The organism is Thalassospira sp. CH_XMU1420-2, assembly GCF_037029325.1.
GTDB classification, from domain to species: domain Bacteria; phylum Pseudomonadota; class Alphaproteobacteria; order Rhodospirillales; family Thalassospiraceae; genus Thalassospira; species Thalassospira povalilytica.
The window spans coordinates 835,459-854,482 of sequence record NZ_JAYMEG010000002.1; the positions used below are offsets into that span (position 1 = coordinate 835,459).

At 55.1% G+C, this 19,024-nt stretch carries 17 protein-coding genes; 7 read left to right on the forward strand and 10 right to left on the reverse strand.

Going from position 1 to position 19,024, the window contains the following annotated elements; translation table 11 throughout:
- Window positions 1-3: 3 nt before the first annotated feature.
- From WA429_RS08525 to WA429_RS08560, 8 genes are all read right to left on the reverse strand, one after another.
- On the reverse strand, window positions 4-489 hold the full coding sequence (locus WA429_RS08525; RefSeq protein WP_101247207.1) for a F0F1 ATP synthase subunit B family protein: 486 nt from the start codon (window positions 487-489) through the stop codon (window positions 4-6).
- Window positions 490-563: 74 nt separating this feature from the next.
- The gene (locus WA429_RS08530; RefSeq protein ID WP_033068123.1) at window positions 564-788 is read right to left on the reverse strand and encodes an ATP synthase subunit C family protein; all 225 of its coding nucleotides are present in this window, start codon (window positions 786-788) and stop codon (window positions 564-566) included.
- 60 nt (window positions 789-848) lie between these two features.
- Window positions 849-1,571, reverse strand: coding sequence for a F0F1 ATP synthase subunit A (locus tag WA429_RS08535; protein ID WP_114102061.1), 723 nt, complete (start codon window positions 1,569-1,571; stop codon window positions 849-851).
- A 34-nt stretch (window positions 1,572-1,605) separates the two neighbouring features.
- Entirely contained in the window at window positions 1,606-1,959 is a 354-nt protein-coding gene (locus WA429_RS08540; RefSeq protein WP_068519788.1) for an AtpZ/AtpI family protein, read from the reverse strand.
- A 442-nt stretch (window positions 1,960-2,401) separates the two neighbouring features.
- Window positions 2,402-3,733, reverse strand: a complete 1,332-nt coding sequence (locus WA429_RS08545) for a class I SAM-dependent methyltransferase (RefSeq protein ID WP_287465364.1) — start codon at window positions 3,731-3,733, stop codon at window positions 2,402-2,404.
- 109 nt (window positions 3,734-3,842) lie between these two features.
- Window positions 3,843-7,376, reverse strand: coding sequence for a chromosome segregation protein SMC (gene smc / locus WA429_RS08550; RefSeq protein ID WP_287465363.1), 3,534 nt, complete (start codon window positions 7,374-7,376; stop codon window positions 3,843-3,845).
- A gap of 72 nt (window positions 7,377-7,448) precedes the next feature.
- Window positions 7,449-8,045 (reverse strand): thioredoxin domain-containing protein, encoded by a 597-nt coding sequence (locus WA429_RS08555; protein WP_068519791.1) that lies wholly within the window; start codon window positions 8,043-8,045, stop codon window positions 7,449-7,451.
- A gap of 257 nt (window positions 8,046-8,302) precedes the next feature.
- Entirely contained in the window at window positions 8,303-8,908 is a 606-nt protein-coding gene (locus WA429_RS08560) for a DUF721 domain-containing protein (protein WP_287465361.1), read from the reverse strand.
- 77 nt (window positions 8,909-8,985) lie between these two features.
- On the opposite strand from WA429_RS08560, the gene mutY reads away from it, so the two are divergent.
- Window positions 8,986-10,059 (forward strand): A/G-specific adenine glycosylase, encoded by a 1,074-nt coding sequence (gene mutY, locus WA429_RS08565; protein ID WP_287465360.1) that lies wholly within the window; start codon window positions 8,986-8,988, stop codon window positions 10,057-10,059.
- Between the two features lie 102 nt (window positions 10,060-10,161).
- Here mutY and WA429_RS08570 read toward each other — a convergent pair whose 3' ends face one another.
- Together WA429_RS08570 and WA429_RS08575 are read right to left on the reverse strand one after the other, a co-directional pair.
- Entirely contained in the window at window positions 10,162-10,371 is a 210-nt protein-coding gene (locus tag WA429_RS08570; protein WP_228196116.1) for a hypothetical protein, read from the reverse strand.
- A 140-nt stretch (window positions 10,372-10,511) separates the two neighbouring features.
- Window positions 10,512-11,612 carry a site-specific DNA-methyltransferase gene (locus WA429_RS08575; protein WP_114113140.1) on the reverse strand — a complete coding sequence of 367 codons (1,101 nt, stop codon included), beginning with the start codon at window positions 11,610-11,612 and terminating at the stop codon, window positions 10,512-10,514.
- 487 nt (window positions 11,613-12,099) lie between these two features.
- Between WA429_RS08575 and WA429_RS08580 the strand changes: the two genes are divergently transcribed.
- The 6 genes from WA429_RS08580 (at window position 12,100) to WA429_RS08605 (ending at window position 18,958) form a co-directional block, all read left to right on the forward strand.
- Window positions 12,100-13,104, forward strand: a complete 1,005-nt coding sequence (locus tag WA429_RS08580; protein ID WP_068519796.1) for a BMP family protein — start codon at window positions 12,100-12,102, stop codon at window positions 13,102-13,104.
- Between the two features lie 230 nt (window positions 13,105-13,334).
- A complete protein-coding gene (locus WA429_RS08585) occupies window positions 13,335-14,945 on the forward strand; it encodes an ABC transporter ATP-binding protein (RefSeq protein WP_287465358.1) in 1,611 nt (536 codons plus the stop codon).
- Window positions 14,942-16,009, forward strand: coding sequence for an ABC transporter permease (locus WA429_RS08590; protein ID WP_287465357.1), 1,068 nt, complete (start codon window positions 14,942-14,944; stop codon window positions 16,007-16,009). The genes WA429_RS08585 and WA429_RS08590 overlap by 4 nt, the downstream gene beginning before the upstream one ends.
- Window positions 16,010-16,020: 11 nt before the next feature.
- Window positions 16,021-16,962, forward strand: a complete 942-nt coding sequence (locus WA429_RS08595; protein WP_287465356.1) for an ABC transporter permease — start codon at window positions 16,021-16,023, stop codon at window positions 16,960-16,962.
- A gap of 48 nt (window positions 16,963-17,010) precedes the next feature.
- Window positions 17,011-18,300, forward strand: coding sequence for an amidohydrolase family protein (locus WA429_RS08600; protein WP_287465355.1), 1,290 nt, complete (start codon window positions 17,011-17,013; stop codon window positions 18,298-18,300).
- 49 nt (window positions 18,301-18,349) lie between these two features.
- A complete protein-coding gene (locus tag WA429_RS08605) occupies window positions 18,350-18,958 on the forward strand; it encodes a flavin reductase family protein (protein ID WP_068519801.1) in 609 nt (202 codons plus the stop codon).
- Window positions 18,959-19,024: the final 66 nt, after the last annotated feature.

Consider the following 19,024-nt stretch of genomic DNA (forward strand, 5'->3'; position numbering starts at 1 on the left):
GTCTTACTCTCCTACAATCGCCGAAACAGCCTTGTCGGCAGTTTTGGCCTGAACCTTGACACCGATAAGTTTTTCGGTTGCTTCGCGGGCGATTTCCGAAGCTGCTTCTGCAACACCGGTCAGCGCGTCCGTTTTGGCATCCGCAATTGCCTTTTCGGCATCAGATGTCTTTTTAGACAGCTTCTTGACCAGTGCTTCGGTTTTTTTGGCTTGCTCTGCAGCAGCCTTTTCCGACGCTTCGCGAATGTCTGCCTGGGCGGCATCACGAGCTTCTGCCAAAGCAGCCTCGTATTTCGCGATGGCGGCATCGGTTTCGTCTTTCAACGCCCGTGCCTTGCCAAGGTTGTCTTCGATGGTTTTCTGACGGCGCTCAAGCACTTCACCAACTTTCGGCAGCGCGATTTTCGACATCAGGAAATACAAGACGGCGAAAATGACGAACAGCCAGAAGATCTGTGCAGAGAACGTCGCAATATCAAACTGCGGCATAGCCTACTCCCGAATTCAACGACACCGGCGAGGGGGTCCCTCGCCGGGCCGTGTATTCGCTCAAAAGGCGCCGATTAGACGAACAGAACGATCAGCGCAACGACGAGTGCGAACAGTGCAATAGCTTCGGTAACAGCAAAGCCGATCCAGCCATACAGTTCAACGTCGCCTTTTGCAGCCGGGTTACGGCCAACAGTCGCAATCAGGCTCGACCAGATGTTACCAACACCAATACCGGCACCAATCATGCCAATAGCAGCCAGGCCAGCACCGATCATCTTAGCAGCATCGAGTTCCATAACTTCACCCTTTCGAATTTCTTAAAGGCAATCAGAAGAGATCACACCAAACCACACACATTAGTGCATGTGGATTGCATCATGGAGATAGATGCAGGTGAGAATTGTGAACACATAAGCCTGAAGCGCAGCAATGCCGAACTCCAGAACAGTAATCCCCGTCAGCAGAGCAAACGGAAGCACGCCGAGAATGCCAATCAGGCCGACGAACCCACCGATAACTTTCAGCATGATGTGGCCGACGGTCATGTTTGCAAACAGTCGGATAGCCAGGCTGAACGGACGAGAGAAATAGGAGATGATTTCAATCGGGACCAGAATGATCGCGGTCGCAATCGGCGCACCTTCAGGGAAGAACATCCGAAGGTAATGCGTGCCATGACGCATGAAGCCGATGACCGTCACACCGATGAAGATCACCAGAGCCAGCGCGAAGTTAACCGCGATGTGGCTCGTGAAAGTAAAGCTGTGCGGGATCATGCCAAGCAGGTTCCCGAACATGACAAACATGAACAACGTGAAAATGAACGGGAAGTACTTGCGACCCGCGCTTCCGACGTTATCTTTGAGCATATTGGCGACGAATTCGTACATCACCTCGGCAGCACCCTGCCAGCGACCCGGGACCAATGCACCGCGACGCATGGACAGCGTCATAAAGCACGTTACGAGAACGGCTGCGAATACCATCCAAAGTGCGGAGTTGGTGAAGGAAATATCAATGCCGCCAAGCGAAAGCTCGGCCAAGGGCTTGATTTCAAACTGCTCTAGCGGTCCAGCCACCGTAATCCTCGCTCAATATTATAAGGCTTCGGGATTATTTCCCGTCCCCCTGCTTGTGCTCCCTCATCGCACGACCAAGTCCGACAGCACTGTCATAGCCCTTGGCAACACGATAAGCGTTCAAGCCTCCGGCACCTGCCCCGAGAAAGACAAACAGAACAAGCAGCCAAGGCGTCGTATCAAGCACCCGATCCAGCGCCCAGCCAATCAACAAGCCAACAAGAACAGCAGCGATCATTTCCGCCGAAATTCTCATGCCAAGTGCCATCCCTTGGGATGGTTTGCCAGTCGCCCGGTTCGGGCCGTGCTTCTCTTCGCGTTTGCCTGCTACAGCTGCCAGCTTGCTTTCAAGCTCTTCTAATGAAGCGCGATCTTTGTCATCGCTCATTGTCGTGAACCCCGCTTTGGCAACCTTGCAAACGTCGCAAGGAAATGCGCGGGCAACATACTTAGCACCCCATGGGCTGTCAAGCTGTAAAACCCCGCCTGTGAAGGAGGGTCAAAACGCCAATAATTCTTTTTATTACAATAAGTTATATTGAATTATGTGAAGGAAAACACTTTTACACTTAGGCAATAGTCGCAGACGAATTTGCCCGGGCTTTGGCAATCACGCCAGCTACAACCGGCAGTTTCCCTTGGTTATCATGTGTTTGGCCTGAAACTGCACAACCGGTTGCAATGTGATCTAATTTCACACAGGCCGGTGATTTTCACCTTTTTTGGTCGATATTTTACGACCTTGGCGTCTGTTTTGACGACCAATTGCACCGCAGGTTGTTCGATTCACGCCGCCAGCATATCGCAATCGGGAATCAGTACTGACGTGCCTATTGCTTGCGAACCGTCAGCTGACGTTCACTTTCGGCTTTTTGCCAACCATCCGGCCTGCTGGCCAGCATCCAGTCGAACTTGTGAAACAGTGCCCACACAGCGCCAAGCGTGTTGATGGCAATCGAATTCATATCGATCGGCTGTTTATCAAGGATGTCATCGCGCAAGATCCGGACAAGATCGGCGACCGTGTTCTTGCCATCAAAGACCGCCAAAAGCCGCGCCAGATCAGGCCCCCCCGTCAGGTCGACGGCATTGCCGCTGCCATCTTCGATCAGAACGGGCTGCCCGGCCAGGGCAACAAGATCATCAAAGAAGGACGGGGTCGGTTTGACAAAGAAATAGGGTGCAAGATCCCCATCGGGCAGCATTTCAGCCGCCTGGGCGCGATCATCCCGGGTCAGGTAAAAAGCATGGAGCGGCATCGCACCGCTATATCGTTCGCAAAATGCCTGCTGATCACGAAGCGGCATCGCCGACAATTCGCGCAACAAAGCCGGATCACGCACCAGATTGCCGATCGCATAATGTGCCTTTCCCGTGCCACCAAAACCGAAAAATCCGGTAAAGGCCGCAACATGCAAATCAGCCGATGCGGCAAAGTCATAGACGCCGTGCACGTCATAGGCACATTCAACGGGATGCAACAGCAAATCGACAATTTCGGGATCGTTTTCAAGCAGGCCTTTGATAAAGCCCGGACCGCCCCCCATCTTGAGCAACATGTTGTCTTCGGGCAAATTGCCAAGCAGCTTGCGCGTCATGGCAAGCTGTTCGGACAGGTCCTTGTTGCTCAGAAGCGGTTCGATCATTTTGCGCCATTCGGTGACGGCAAGACGCCCATGTTCGCCATAGACCATCACCCCCATCGCACCATCGGGCTTAAGAACCGATGCCAGATCACGAAGTCCTTCCTGCGGGTCTTCAAGATGATGGAGAACCCCGGCGCAATTGATGTAGTCAAACCGGTCGGGTTTTGAGGCGGCGAATTCGGAAATGGTCGCGTTGATATAGGTGACATTTTCAAGACCGCGGGCCTCGGCACGGGCGCGTGCGACCCGGGTGCTTGCCTCGGACGGTTCAAGATAGGTCACCGATCCACCAATGTCGCGCAGCTGTTCGGCAAGCCAGATCATCGCATCACCCGTTCCGCCCCCGGCAACAAGGGCGCGGAACGATGCATCAATCACCTTTGTCCCGCCAAAGCAGTAATGATTGACGCGCGACAGGGTATCAAGCGGCGGCATCAACAAACGGTCTTTTTCCTCCTGCGGGTCGCGCAGCGGATAGGGAAACTGTTCGTAAAGTTCGCGCACTTTCTGGGACATCAATCTATTCACCGTCATTGAATTTCAATGCCGGTGTAACATCGACGGTCCTATCAGTTCATTAATTTCCGATAATCTAATCACCGCATCGGGTTCACGGGCACGAACATCAGCTCGTGAAATCAAGCTCGGTCTGTTCTTTTTTCGAATAGACTTCGGCCTGGTGCAGATCGACCGATACCAGTGATGAAACCCCGCGTTCGGCCATCGTCACCCCAAACAGACGGTTCATTCGGGCCATGGTCATACGGTGGTGCGTGATGACCAGGAAGCGGGTATTGGCGTGACGGCCAATTGCTTCGAGCAGTTTGCAGAAACGGTCAACGTTGGCGTCATCAAGCGGTGCGTCAACTTCGTCAAGCACGCAGATCGGCGCCGGGTTGGTCAGGAACACTGCAAACAGCAAGGCAACCGCGGTCAGGGCCTGTTCACCACCAGACAACAGCGACAGATGCTGAAGCTTCTTGCCCGGCGGGGATGCCATGATTTCAAGCCCGGCTTCAAGCGGATCGTCGGCCTCGGTCAGCATCAGATGCGCACCACCGCCGCCAAACAGGCGGACAAACAATTGCTGGAAATGTTTGTCGACTTCGTCAAACGCCGTCTTGAGACGTGCACGTGCTTCGCGATTGAGCTGGTTGATGCCATTGCGCAACTTTTCAATGGCAGCAATCAAATCATCGCGTTCCGACACCATGGTGTCTTTCTGTTCCTGCAATTCTGCCAGTTCGACTTCGGCACGCAGGTTCACCGCCCCAAGATTTTCGCGTTCGCGCGACTGGCGTTGCAGGCGGGCTTCGATATCGGCCTCGGCCGGGAGTTCCTTGGTCAGATCAATCTGGCCAAGTTCAACCAGCTGGTCGGGCGTTGCATTGACGCGTTCGCGTATACGCTCGATCAAATCGCGGCGATGTTGTTCGGCCTGTTCAAGCAATGCCTCGCAGCGCACGCGGCCCTCGCGGGCTTCGGCCAGTTTCTGTTCAGCTTCCTTAAGATTATGGTCGGCTTCACGCTGGGCATTTTCGGCCTTTTGCAATTCGTCGGCCGCGTCCTTGCGGGTCTGATCGGCCAGTTCGATCCGGTCCGAGAGGATCGCACGGCGCTCTTCGATCTCTTCGGGCTTGAGTTCAAGCTCCTCGATCTCCATGCGGGCTTCTTCCTGACGGTCGCGCAATTCGGCAACACGTTCCCCCGCCCCTGACGCACGTTCGTTCCAGGTCGCAATTTCGTTTTCAACAAATTCAAGACGCTTGCGCCGGCCCGACATTGCACTTTGCATGCGTTCCAGCATGCTTCTTGCTTCCATCTGATCGGCACGGGCATCGGAAAGATTGGCACGCTGTTCGATCAGCTCGGCCTTGATTTCCATCAGACCTTCGCTGCTTTCTTCAGGCAGTGCTGACAGTTCTTCCTGTTCGGCGATGACTTCATCAAGGTCTTGCTTGGCGCGTTTTTCGGCTTCTTCGGCGTTTTGCAGGCGGCTTTCAATGGCGCTGGCGTCGCGTTTGATATTGGCGATTTCTTCACGGGCGCGCGACAGCGTTCCCTCGGCCTCGCGCACTGCACGGTGGGCTTCCTGTTCGGCGGTGCGGGCAGCTTCGATTTCTTCATCAAGCCGTTCGACATTTTCAGTCGCAATTTCCGAACGCTCAAGTGCGGCTTCGACCACGGCATCGGCTTCTTCAAGTTCGCCGCGCAATTCTTCAAGCCGGTTGCGTTGACGCAAACGCACCGCTGCGGGCAATTCGGCCCCGGCCAGAATGCGATACCCGTCCCAACGCCAAAGCGCCCCTTCGCGCGACACCAGCCGCTGCCCGACTTTCAAATTCTTGGACAGGAAGTTGCCCGTGGCATCATCGTCAACAATCCCGATCTGCCAAAGACGGCGGTTCAAAAGTGCCGGGGCTTCGACAAATTTGGCAAGTGCGGTCACACCTTCGGGCAAGGCCGGATCATCGGTTGCCGGATCAATCGCCGACCAATGCATCGGCGCATCGGCGGCATCGGGCGCATCAAGATCTTCGCCAAGGGCCGCTGCCATCGCCAGTTCAAGACCGCTTTGCACGGTGATGTCTTCGATCACGCCAGAATATTTGTCGTCATCGCCGCCCTTAAGCAGACTTTCCAGCGCCTCGATTTCCGCCATCAGGCGGGCCTTGCGGCTTTCGGCATCGCGCAGGGCATCACGTGCATCGCTTTCGGCCGTTTTAAGACTGTCTTCGCGGTCGCGCATTTCAGCCAGCCGCATTTCGGCTTCTTCGACCGCCATCTTGCGCTGTTCGCAAAGCTCTTCGCATTCTTCAAGATGCATGTTTGCTTCTTCAAGGGCCTCGGTAAAGTCGGCCTCGATGCGGATATCATCAAGCTTTGCCACTGCCTCGTCATGGCGTTCGGTCAAACGGTTGCGGCGCGCATTAAGTTCGCTCAGGCGTTGCTGAACGGATTTAAGACGGGCTTCTTCCTCGGCGACCTTGCTGGTCAATGCTTCGACCGCACCTTCGAGTTCTTCGACACGGATGGCCTTTTCAGCGGCAATTTCACGGGCTTCGTCAAGCTCGTCATCCTCCCCGCCCTGGGCTTCGCTCAGTTCTTCGCGTTCACGTTTAAGCTTTTCAAGCGCGCCCTGGGCATCACTTGCCAGTTCGGCTTCGCGGGCCAGGTCGGCGTCAATTTGCTGAATGCGCGCACGAAGCTGGCTCATCTGGGTTTCGATCTGTGCCTTGTCTTTATCAAGGCCTTCGCGTTCGATCAAAAGTCGTTGCAGGGCGGCGGCCGCATCGGCTTCCTTTTTGCGCAAATCGGGAAGACTTGCGGCAATATGGGCCTGCACCGTTGTCGCCTCGGTCACTGACGAGGTCAGATCACGAACCGCACTTTCGCCAGCGACCAGCAATTCACGTGCATCATTCTGGCGTTTCTGTGCATCGGTCCAGCGGATATGGAACAGCAATGCCTCTGTCTGGCGGATGCTTTCGGACAGTTTGCGATATCGTTCGGCCTGACGGGCCTGCTTTTGCAAACTGGCAATCTGGCCATCAAGCTGCACCAGAACGTCTTCAAGACGTTCCATATTCTGTTCGGCGTTCTTAAGGCGCAATTCGGCTTCGTGGCGGCGTGAATGAAGACCGGTGATGCCGGCTGCTTCTTCAAGGATCAGGCGCCGCTGGATCGGTTTGGCTCCGATAAGCGCGCCGATCTTGCCCTGGGACACCATGGCATTTGATCGCGCGCCGGTCGCGGCATCGGCAAACAGCAACTGCACGTCGCGTGCACGAACATCCTTGCCATTGACCTTGTAATTCGATCCACCGCCGCGTTCGATGCGCCGGGTCACTTCAAGAAGATCGAAATCATTGAACATCGCCGGGGCTTTGCGTTCGCTGTTATCGAGCGTCACGGAAACTTCGGCCACATTGCGCGCAGGACGGGACGATGTCCCGCCAAAGATAACGTCGGACATGTCGGAGCCGCGCATCTGCTTGGCCGATGTTTCACCCATCACCCAGCGCAGCGCTTCAACAAGATTGGATTTGCCACAGCCATTCGGGCCGACAACACCTGTCAGCCCGTCTTCAACCAGCAAGTCTGTTGAATCGACGAAGGATTTGAACCCCGTCAGCCGTAGCGATTTAAACTGGACCAATCATGTCCCCCGGTCCGACCTCTGCCCCTGTTGCCGGACACCGCAATACGGTATCCGGCGAAATTGTTTTGCTTAGTCGATAAGATCTTCGACTTTTTCGATGAAGAATTCTGCTTCACGGGCACCGGCAATGGTTTCACCATCAAGGATGAAGCTCGGTGTCGAGGAAACGTTGAATTCCTGTTCGCCTTTCATGCGCGATGCAACGATGGCATCGATCATCGCCTGATCGGCAAGGCAAGCATCAACCGCGTCGCTGTTCATGCCCCCGAAACGCACGACCTGTTTGATGCCTTCGATCGGGTCTTCCGAACGCGCCCAGCTCAGCTGTGATTTGAACAGCATGCTCAGAACACCGAAATAGCGGTCATCGCCCGCGCACTGGGCAACGGCGGCTGCGCGCAATGCAACGGCATCAAGCGGATAATCGCGGAAAACCAGCTTCAGCTTGCCGGTATCAATCAGCTTTTCCTTGATCTCGGGCAGAACCTCATTGTGGAAGGCTGCACAATGCGGGCAGGTCAAAGACGCATATTCAATCATGGTTACCGGGGCATTTTCATCACCCAGTACATGTTCTTTCCATTCTGTTGCATGTGCCTGCTGGGTCCCAACGACACCAAGTGCAATCAGAAATGCACCTGCAAGAAACTTAACCGCCTTTAGCAAGGAAACCTCCGTTAAAACAAAGTTTTGTGATTACAAGCCTGTTGCAGCGCGGGAGTCAACACACGCCACAAAACGGCTATTGCACCAACGAGTCGCCAAGGTCGCGTGAAAATGCGGCAAGACCGTGTTCGTTCATTTCAGGAAACTGATTCGATATTTGCAACACGCCGGCCCCGCCATCCAGCACACCGCCCAACCATGTCGGCATGCACGCAAAGCATCCCGCGCCCATCATGGAAATATACAATCCGGGTTGATTACTTCTTGCCGGCTTTGGGTTTGAGCCCGCCCGTCGCACCGGCGATGTGACGCCCAAGCCGGGTCAGAACTTCGCGCAGATGCGGGTCTTCGATCTTGTCGATGTTGGCCTGGTTGTTTTTTGCGATATTGCCTTCGGGAACACTGGTTGGCACATGAACCGTACGTTCGGGGCGGGAAATGTCGCCCTGCATCATCTTGATGCGGTCCACCGCCCGATACCCGAAATAGGTATTCACCCGGTCAATGATCTGGGGCATGCGATGTTGCAGTTCGATCGCGACCGGTCCGGTGACACGGATCACCAGCGTTCCGCCACCGGCATTTTCGCCGCGCGGCGGGGAATATTTTACCGGCATGGTGAATTGTTCAAGGTCCCGCCCGACGATTTCGGCCCAATGCAGGATGATTTCCGTCTGGAAAAAACCGCGTTTCCGAACCAGCGGCCGGGTCAGGTTCCCGACCAGCGGCGCGACATTGCGCAAGCCCATCCGGCGTTCGGAACTGCCCATCGGGGTGATGTTCTGACGTTTCTTGACCGCGTTTTTTGCAGCAACCGACGCGGATGTCTGATCCGCACCGGCAGATGTTTTCGTATCAGCCATATCTTTTTGCTTGCTCAAGCCCGGTTCTTTCGTAGGGTCACTCGCAGATTCCAATCACAACATAACACGGGACCGCCGTGCATTTCACCGCTGACGATATATCCCGCCTCGGTCAGACCATGCTGGAATGGTATGATCGCCATCACCGCACCTTGCCCTGGCGCGCAGAGCCGGGCGAAACACCCAACCCGTACCACGTCTGGCTTAGCGAAATCATGTTGCAGCAAACCACGGTCCAGACCGTCGGACCATATTTTGCTGCGTTTCTGAAACGCTGGCCGACCGTGACCGATCTGGCCAATGCCGAACTTGATGATGTTCTTCATGCCTGGCAAGGGCTTGGATATTATGCACGGGCGCGCAATCTGCACAAATGCGCCAAGGTGGTCGCGACCGAGTATGACGGTATTTTCCCCGATACCGAAGAAGGCTTGCTGAAACTGCCCGGTATTGGTCCCTATACCGCCTGTGCGGTTGCTGCCATTGCCTTTGACCGCCATGCAAGTCCCGTGGATGGCAATATCGAACGGGTGATTTCGCGGCTGTTTGCCCTTGAAACACCGCTTCCGGACGTCAAACCGGAAATCAAGGAAAAGTCCGCGGCCCTGACCCCGTCAAACCGCCCCGGCGATTATGCCCAGGCGCTGATGGATTTGGGGGCAACCGTTTGCACCCCGCGCAATCCGGCCTGCGGCATATGCCCGTGGCAGGCCGATTGCGAAGGCCGCAAGGCAGGTATTGCAGCCGATCTTCCCCAAAAGCGCAAAAAGGAGCCGAAGCCAACCCGGGTCGGCTATGCATTCTGGATCCGGCGCGAAGATGATGGTCGCATCCTGATCCGCCGCCGCCCGGAAAAGGGATTGCTTGGCGGGCTTTACGAAGTCCCGGGCAGTGACTGGCGCGCGATTGACGCCCCCGATGATGTCATGCTGTCAGAGGCACCGGTTAAAGCCGCCTGGTCGGAACTTGATGGCACAGTCGGGCATACATTTACCCATTTCCATCTCAATGTCAGTGTTCTGGCCACCACCATTCCCGCCGGTCAGGCCGATGAGATGGAGGGCAGCTGGACAACAATTGACGGCCTGTCCGACTTTGCCCTGCCGACAATCATGAAAAAGATTGTCCGCCATGCCCTGAAATACCGATAGAGGTTCTGGCATTCACAAGAACGGACAGACCACGATCACAATTGAAAAGGCCCGTGATTTTCATCACGGGCCTTTTTCTTTTTATAACCTTGCACGGCGCGATCAGGCGTAAATATCGATCACCTGTCCACGTCCCCCGGTCGGGGCCGGTGCGGCCTGCTGCGAGGTCTGCGTTTCTGCTGTTTGCTCGATCCGCTGTGTCTGCGGCGAATTCAGGTCATTGCTACCCGTTTCAGAAATCGGGGCGGCTGCCTGCTGAATCTGGATCGGGTTGGGTGCATATCCTGCACCACCTACGGCACCTGCCTGCATTACGGTCTCCATCTATCCTTACGGATAATATTTGATCGTCATTTCATAGCAAGTTTTCGCGTAAAAAGCAAAAACCGGTGCAATTTTTCAATTGCACCGGCTTTGGGCATCAAAGATTTAATCGGAAAATCCGATCAGGATCAGGCGGGGACCTGTCCCATTTCCTTGCGCAACTGACTGCGCAGATTGTCGATCGACACCAGACGTCCGTCACACTTGTAATGCCAATAAGTCCAGCCATTACAAGCCTGTGCGCCCTGAACATGTGCGCCGATCTGATGGATCGAGCCGGCATTGTCCTTATGGCTGATCGAGCCATCCGCACGTACCAGTGCCGCAACATTTCCACGGTTGTCATAGATTTTGTCGCCCGGCGACAACAGACCGCGTTCGATGACCGCACCGAACGGAATCCGCGGCAAGGCGCGTTTCGATTCGGTCAGTTCCAGGCTGTCACCATCAAGCATCTGGACCTTGGCGATGCGATCACGTGCGGCTTCCGCATAGGTTTCTTCGCGCTCAAGCCCGATGAAGTGACGGCCCAGACGGCGCGCAGCAGCACCGGTCGTGCCCGTGCCAAAGAACGGGTCAAGAACCACATCCCCCTGGCGGGTGGTTGCCATCAGAACACGCTGAAGCAGGGCTTCGGGTTTCTGGGTCGGATGGACCTTTTTGCCCTTTTCATCCTTGAGACGTTCCGAGCCGGAGCAAATCGGCATCAACCAGTCAGAGCGCATCTGCAAGCCTTCATTAAGCTGCTTCATCGCTTCGTAGTTAAAGGTGATGGCTTTTTGTTCTTCGCTTTTGGAACACCACAGAAGCGTTTCATGCGCATTGCAGAAACGTTTGCCGCGGAAATTCGGCATCGGGTTGGTCTTGCGCCAGACAATGTCATTGAGGATCCAGTACCCGATATCCTGAAGCATGTTACCGACGCGGTAAATGTTGTGATACGAGCCGATCACCCAGATCGCACCGGTATCTTTCAACACCCGGCGTGCGGCGGTCAGCCAGTCACGGGTGAATTCGTCATAATGACGGAAACTGTCGAACTGATCCCAATGGTCGTCAACTGCATCGACCTTGGAATTGTTCGGGCGCAGCAGATCCCCCCCAAGCTGCAAGTTATAGGGCGGATCGGCAAAAATCAGATCAACGGATTTTTCCGGCAGGCTGTTCATCAGTTCGATGCAATCGCCGACCAGAACCTGATCAAGTGGTAAAGTTGTTTTTTTAGTCATGATGCCTTCTAGGTTCCCCTCGAAATCTTGAGGAAAGCATCAACCGAAATAGTTAATGAAAGAGTTAACCGACTCCGAAATTTTTCAAGGATTCGCATTGTGTTAGAAAGTGCGTCACCTGTTTAGACAATCTTAACCGGTCTGCTCCAAAAACCGGAAGATTTCAGTCCGGCAATCCCCGTCACCGCGCCAGGGTCAAATCCCCGGTCAGACCGGGCGGACTCCGCAGATCCAAAACAGTCTGCTTATCCTGAAATGCCGGCCCGGAAAGTTCCCCATCGCCTTTCAGGTGAAGAAACAATCACTTATACACGCGTCAAGCCGTATTTCCCCGCCCGGACGCGCTAAATGGCCGGTTCAAATCACAAAAACTGACCGTTCGGACAGAACACGCTTTGCCTCATTTCTGATCGTGTATACAATCTGCCCACAATCTATGCATAAAAGTTGAACTTCGCATAACGGCAATAACCTTCAGGGGGACAAAATGAAGTCTGGCACTTTCAGCCTTTCCCGTCGTGCACTGCTTTCGGCCGTGGCCGCAGCAGCAGCGGTGGTTTCCTTTGGCTTTGGCACACCGGCACAGGCCGACCCGCTTAAAGTTTCGGCAATCTATACGGTTCCGGTCGAACAGCAGTGGGTTTCGCGCATTCACAAGGCGCTGAACGCCGCCAAGGAACGTGGCGATATTTCCTATGAATTTTCCGAAAACGTCGCCAATACCGACTATGAGCGCGTCATGCGCGAATATGCCGAAAATGGTTCTGACCTGATCGTTGGCGAAGTCTTTGGCGTTGAACGCGCAGCACGCAAGGTTGCCGCACAATATCCCGACACCGCCTTCCTGATGGGGTCAAGCTTTGCCCCGGATGGTGACAATTTCTCGGTGTTTGACAACTTCATCCACGAGCCGAGCTATCTGGTCGGTATGGCTGCCGGTGCGGCAACCAAATCGAACAAAATCGGCATGGTTGGCGGTTTCGCCATCCCGGAAGTCAACCGTCTGATGCATGCCTTCATGGAAGGTGCAAAATCGGTCAATCCGGATGTCGAATTCATGGTGACCTTCATCAACAGCTGGTATGACCCGCCCAAGGCAAAAGAAGCATCCTTTGCCATGATCGATAAGGGTGCCGATGTCATGTACGCGGAACGTTTCGGCGTTTCGGATGCGGCCAAGGAACGCGGCATTCTTGCCGTTGGCAACGTGATCGACACTGCGGCTGATTATCCGGGCACGATCCTTGGTTCGGCACTGTGGCACATGGAAGCAACCATTGACCACGCCATCGAAGCCGTCAAAGCCGGTGAATTCAAAGCCGAAGATTACGGCAAGTTCAGCTACATGGAATATGGTGGCGGCAGTGTCGTTCTTGACGCAAGCCTCCTTCCAGAAGGCACGGTCGCCAAGGTCGAAGCCAAACAGGCTGAAATCCTTGACGGATCATTCACCGTTAACGTGAATGACGAAGAACCGAAATCTTCGATGTAAGATTTCCTTAAATTTCAGGGGCAGTTCGGTGTAGAAGCCGGACTGCCCCTTATCTGTTTGATCCCGATTTCGGGATTGCGACAATTTGGGAACGTCACCGCATCTTTTCAGGCGCTTGATGCATACCGGGCACAGTCGGCAGGTTTGATCAACTTGCGCTTTGTGTTGCGGTCACGCACCATCGTCCTTTCGCCCCACAGCGTGACGCAAAAACAAAACGGAATGCCCGGATGTCATCTGCTGCGCAAACATCACAACAAACGTCCCAAGACCTGCTGCTTGCGCTGGCAGGCATCACCAAACGATTTGGCCCGCTGATTGCCAATGACGCCATCGACCTGACGGCCCACAAAGGCGAAATTGTTGCCCTGCTTGGCGAGAATGGCGCGGGCAAAACCACATTGATGAATATTCTGTTCGGTCACTATGTCGCGGATGAAGGCACGGTTACGGTTGCCGCGCGCGACGGCAACCTTGAACAGCTTGAACCGGGCGCCCCGCAGGCTGCCCTGGATGCCGGGATCGGCATGGTTCATCAGCATTTCACACTGGCCGAAAACCTTACCGGCCTTGATAACATCGTGCTGGGGACCGAACCGATTTTCCGCCTGCGCCGCGACCGTACCAAGGCACGCGCCAAACTGGCGGAATTGATGGCCGGATCGGGATTGAATGTCGATCTGGATCAACCGGTTCACAAACTGACTGTTGGCGAAAAGCAACGCGTTGAAATCCTGAAAGCCCTTTATCGCGATGCCCGGCTTCTGGTTCTGGATGAACCGACAGCGGTTCTGACCCCGCAGGAAGCCGACAGCCTGTTTGCCGTTCTTCGCAAACTGGCGCAGAACGGTCTGGCAGTCATCATCATCGCCCACAAACTGGCCGAAGTTCTGGCTGTATCGCACCGGATTGCGGTTTTGCGTGGCGGCAAGAAAGTCGGTGAAATGATGACAAGCGACGCCGATCATCGTTCCATCGCCGAATTGATGGTCGGGCGCGAAGTTCCGGTCAGTCGCCGTATCGCCCGCGAACCGGGCCAACCGGTCCTTACCCTTTCCGACGTCACCATTGATCGCGGTGATTCAAGACGGTCCCTTCATGGCGTTTCCATCACAGCCCATGAAGGCGAAATTCTGGGTATCGCCGGGGTATCGGGCAATGGTCAGGCCGCCCTTGCGCAATTGATCGCGGGCCTTGATAAACCCGATCACGGTTCGGTCGAGATTTTTGGCCAAAAGGTCGAAAAATTCGACGCCCATCAATTTGCGCAAAACGGCATCGCCCGTATCCCCGAAGACCGCCATCATGATGGCATGGTCGGATCGATGACGGTGGCGGAAAATATCGCCATCGAAGATGTCCGCAATGCCGGTTATCAGAAATTCGGCTTCCTTGATTTTGATGCGATCCGCAAACGCGCCGAACATGCCATCACCGATTATGATGTGCGCTGCCCCGGCCCGGATGCCCCGGCGCGCCTGTTGTCGGGCGGTAATATCCAGAAACTTATTCTGGCACGCGTTCTGGAAAAATCACCGAAACTGATCCTTGCCAATCAGCCGTCCCGTGGACTTGATGTCGGTGCACAATCCGAGGTCCACCGACGTTTGCTTGAAGCCCGTCAAAATGGGGCGGCGGTGATCCTGATTTCGGAAGACCTTGATGAACTTTTGACCATTTCCGATCAGATCGCCGTCATCCATGCCGGTCACATCACACCGGCAATGGCGACCGATACCATTGATCGATCCGAACTTGGATTGATGATGGCCGGCCAGAAGAAAGCCCATCATGCCCCGACCAACCAAAAGACCACCACGCATTCGGGAGAAACGGCATGATCCGCTTTGAACCCCGCGCCAATCCCGGCCCTGTTCTGACATATGGCGTTCCGGTCATTGCCGCTGCCATTGCCATTTTGCTGGCCGCCATTCCCCTTGCACTGGCCGACGCCCCGATCATCAAGGCATACGGCCTTATGATCAGTGGTGCATTCGGGTCGGTCTTTTCGATTTCCGAAATGCTGACCCGCGCGACACCCCTGATCCTGACCGGTCTGGCAGCAGCCATCGCATTCCGCGCAAAACTTTGGAATATCGGTGCCGAAGGCCAGCTTTACATGGGGGCCATGGCCGCTGTGGCCATCGGATCGGGTGTGATTGATGGTCCAAGCTGGATCATGATCCCGGTCGTGATGATTGCCGGTATGGTTGCCGGTGCGCTGATGCTGATCGGCCCGACTTTGATGAAAACCCGGTTGGGTGTTGATGAAGTCGTTACCACGCTTCTTTTGAACTTCATCGTACTTCTGTTTGTTCAGATGATGCTTGAAGGGGTGCTTAAAGACCCGATGTCGATGGGTTGGCCGCAATCCGAACCGATTATCGACAGTGCGGTTTTCCCGCCACTGATCGAACGGATGCGTGTTCATTTCGGCCTGATCATCGCACTGGTGTCGGCCATTGCCCTGGCCGTCTTTGTCAAACGGACTGTTTGGGGCTTTGAAATCCGTGCAGTCGGTGAAAATGCCGCAGCCGCCAAATTCGCCGGTATTTCGGTCACCAAAACCATGATCCTTGTTGCCGCGCTTTCGGGTGGTCTGGCCGGTTTGGCCGGGGTTGCCGAAGTTGCCGGAACGCGCGGATATCTCGCAACCGACCTGTCACCGGGATATGGTTATGCCGGAATTGTTGTTGCCATGCTGGCGCGTTTGTCGCCGGTCGGGGTGATCGCATCGGCCCTGTTTGTGGCATCGGTATTTGTCGGTGCAGATTCCATGAGCCGCGCGATTGGCGTTTCCAGCTATCTGGCCGATCTGATTGTGGCGATGGCGTTGCTTTGTGTTTTGATTGGCGGCTTCTTGACCCGATTTACGGTTCATTTTGATCGCAAGACAGCCGGGTAAGGAGAACAGACATGGAAATCATCGACATTCTTCTTGCCGCCAGCTTCTGGGAAGCCGCCATTCGTATCGCAACCCCGCTGATTTTCGGAGTTCTGGGCGCACTTGTTTGCGAACGTGCCGGGGTGCTTAACCTTGGTATCGAGGGCATATTTACCGCCGGTGCCATGGCCGGATGGATGGCCGTGTGGCTTGGTGCCGGGCTTTGGGGTGGTGTGCTTGTTGCCGCACTGGCCGGTGCGTTCTTTGGCCTGATCCATGCGGTCCTGACCGTACCGCTTGGCCTTAGTCAGCATGTATCTGGTATTGGGGTGACCCTTCTTGCCACCAGCCTTTCCTATTTCACCTATCGCACGGCCCTTCCCGATGTGTCGTCACCGCCGCGCATCGAACCGTTCCGTCCGCTTGATATTCCGTTCCTGTCAGACTTGCCATTCATCGGTCAGGCGCTGTTTTCACAAACCGCGATGACGATGCTGGCGCTTGTTCTGGTGTTTGTTACCGGCTGGGTTCTGTATCGCACGCCACTTGGTCTTGCGATCCGCGCGGTTGGTGATAACCCGTCCTCGGTCGAGGCACAGGGACTTTCGGTTTATGGCCTGCGCATCGGTGCGGTTGTTGTCGGCTCGTCCCTGATGGCACTGGGCGGCGCGTTTCTGACCATGTCAGCCTTTGATGCGTTCTTCTTTGGCATGATCAATGGCCGTGGCTGGGTTTGCATTGCGCTGACCGTGTTTGCAAGCTGGCGACCGGGCAAGGCATTGATCGGTGCCCTGTTATTCGGGGCCTTTGATGCGTTTCAGGTGCGCCTGCAAACGGAAGTGGGCGCATTCCTGCCATCGCAGGTCTTCCTGATGATGCCCTATATCCTGTCGATCATTGCCCTGATTGTTGTTGCCCGTAAGGCCGATTATCCCAAGGCGCTTCTGGTCCCCTGGTTCAAGGGCCAGCGTTAATCACAACAATCCGTTTATGACCGCCACCACAAGACCAAGGATGACGCCATGCAAGCCGATCTGATTTTGAAAAATGCCAATATCGCCAATGGACAGGCGGGCGTTGATATCGCTTGTAGCAATGGAAAGATTGTCGAGATTGGCCAGAACCTGAACATCCCCGCGACCGAGGAAATCGATTGCGGCGGCATGCTGGTCAGTCCGCCCTTTGTCGACAGTCATTTCCATATGGATGCCACCCTGTCGCTTGGTCTGCCACGCATGAATGAGTCTGGCACCCTGCTGGAAGGCATCGCACTTTGGGGGGAACTTAAACCGCTTTTGACACCCGAAGCCGTAATTGAACGTGCCCTTAAATATTGCGACCTTGCGGTATCCAAGGGCCTGCTTGCCATTCGCAGTCACGTTGATGTTTGTGATGACCGGTTGCTTGCGGTTGATGCGTTGCTTGAAGTCAAAAAACAGGTCGCACCCTATATCGACCTGCAACTGGTAGCCTTCCCGCAGGATGGCTATCTGCGCAGCAAAACCGCCAAGGAAAACACCATCCGCGCCCTGGACAAGGGCGTTGATGTTGTCGGTGGCATTCCGCATTTCGAACGGACGATGGCCGACGGTGCGCAAAGCATTGCGGAGCTTTGCGAAATGGCGGCCGACCGTGGCCTGATGGTTGATATGCATTGCGATGAATCTGATGATCCCTTGTCACGTCATATCGAAATGTTGGCTTACGAAACCCAGCGCCTTGGGCTTCAGGGGCGCGTTGCCGGATCGCACCTGACATCGATGCATTCGATGGATAATTACTATGTGTCCAAACTGATTGCCCTGATGGCCGAGGCCGAAGTTTCCGCCATTGCCAATCCGCTGATCAACATCACCCTTCAGGGCCGTCATGATACCTATCCCAAACGCCGTGGCATGACCCGCGTGCCGGAACTGCGCAAGGCGGGCCTGACCGTGGCGTTCGGCCATGATTGTGTGATGGATCCCTGGTATTCGATGGGGTCGGGTGACATGCTTGAAGTCGCATCAATGGGGCTTCATGTTGCCCAGATGACATCACGTGATGATATCCGGGCCTGCTTTGATGCCGTGACCAAGGAACCGGCCAGGATTTTGGGCCTTGATGGATATGGCATCGAGGTTGGCAACAATGCCGATTTCGTTATCCTGCAAGCCCGCGACACGATTGAAGCCATCCGCATGCGGGCCAATCGTCTATTTGTCATTCGGCGCGGCAAAATCATTGCCGAAACGCCGATGGCCCAGACCCGCCTGCATCTGGCCGACCGTCCGGATCATGTGCGTGAACATGAATATGCGCCGGGCCAATAACTGGTCCAGTTCGGATTTGAAGATAACCTGCTGCTGAACGGATGCCGCCATGTTCTATGAACCGGGAAAAACGCCACATAACCTGCCCCATGATCCGTTCAAGGCCTGTGTGGCGCCGCGTCCGATCGGCTGGGTTTCGACCCTTGATAAAAACGGTCGTCCCAACCTGGCGCCCTATTCGTTTTTCAATGCGGTGCTTGGCACCCCGCCGATGGTGATGTTTTCGTCAGGTGGTTCGATTGACAGTCTGCAAAACGCCCGTGATACCGGCGAATTTGTTGTCGGTGTTGCCCCGCGTGCGATGCTTAAGGAACTGAATTTTTCCTCGTCCCCACTGCCGCCGGGTGAAGACGAATTTGAATATGCCGGGCTTGAAAAGCTTCCGGCCAAATGCGTCAAACCGCATCTGATCAAGGGTGTTCCGATCCATATGGAATGCACGGTCTATCAGATTGTCGATCTGCCCAGTGCCTTTCCCGATAAACGGCCCTGTGCGATGGTGATCGGCACTGTGGTCGGGTTGCACATTGATGATGACATCATTCGCGATGGCATGGTCGATATCACGCTGTTTGAACCGCTGGCCCGGCTTGGCTATCAGGAATATGCCAGCGTATCGGAAACCTTTACGGTCCGCCGAGAGGATTTCTGGAAATAGAAAATCCGTTAACCGTTTGATTGGTTTCATCAAAACGACGCGCAAGCGCAAACAAACTGTCACAGA

What these genes read in the sequence shown, in the direction of transcription:
- WA429_RS08580 (WP_068519796.1), top strand. Translation starts at nt 12,100, where the DNA reads ATGAAGTCTGGCACTTTCAGCCTTTCCCGTCGTGCACTGCTTTCGGCC.
- WA429_RS08540 (WP_068519788.1), bottom strand. Translation starts at nt 1,959, where the DNA reads ATGAGCGATGACAAAGATCGCGCTTCATTAGAAGAGCTTGAAAGCAAG.
- WA429_RS08525 (WP_101247207.1), bottom strand. Translation starts at nt 489, where the DNA reads ATGCCGCAGTTTGATATTGCGACGTTCTCTGCACAGATCTTCTGGCTG.
- WA429_RS08590 (WP_287465357.1), top strand. Translation starts at nt 14,942, where the DNA reads ATGATCCGCTTTGAACCCCGCGCCAATCCCGGCCCTGTTCTGACATAT.
- WA429_RS08570 (WP_228196116.1), bottom strand. Translation starts at nt 10,371, where the DNA reads ATGCAGGCAGGTGCCGTAGGTGGTGCAGGATATGCACCCAACCCGATC.
- WA429_RS08545 (WP_287465364.1), bottom strand. Translation starts at nt 3,733, where the DNA reads ATGTCCCAGAAAGTGCGCGAACTTTACGAACAGTTTCCCTATCCGCTG.
- WA429_RS08575 (WP_114113140.1), bottom strand. Translation starts at nt 11,612, where the DNA reads ATGACTAAAAAAACAACTTTACCACTTGATCAGGTTCTGGTCGGCGAT.
- WA429_RS08600 (WP_287465355.1), top strand. Translation starts at nt 17,011, where the DNA reads ATGCAAGCCGATCTGATTTTGAAAAATGCCAATATCGCCAATGGACAG.
- WA429_RS08585 (WP_287465358.1), top strand. Translation starts at nt 13,335, where the DNA reads ATGTCATCTGCTGCGCAAACATCACAACAAACGTCCCAAGACCTGCTG.
- WA429_RS08530 (WP_033068123.1), bottom strand. Translation starts at nt 788, where the DNA reads ATGGAACTCGATGCTGCTAAGATGATCGGTGCTGGCCTGGCTGCTATT.
- WA429_RS08560 (WP_287465361.1), bottom strand. Translation starts at nt 8,908, where the DNA reads ATGGCTGATACGAAAACATCTGCCGGTGCGGATCAGACATCCGCGTCG.
- WA429_RS08605 (WP_068519801.1), top strand. Translation starts at nt 18,350, where the DNA reads ATGTTCTATGAACCGGGAAAAACGCCACATAACCTGCCCCATGATCCG.
- WA429_RS08595 (WP_287465356.1), top strand. Translation starts at nt 16,021, where the DNA reads ATGGAAATCATCGACATTCTTCTTGCCGCCAGCTTCTGGGAAGCCGCC.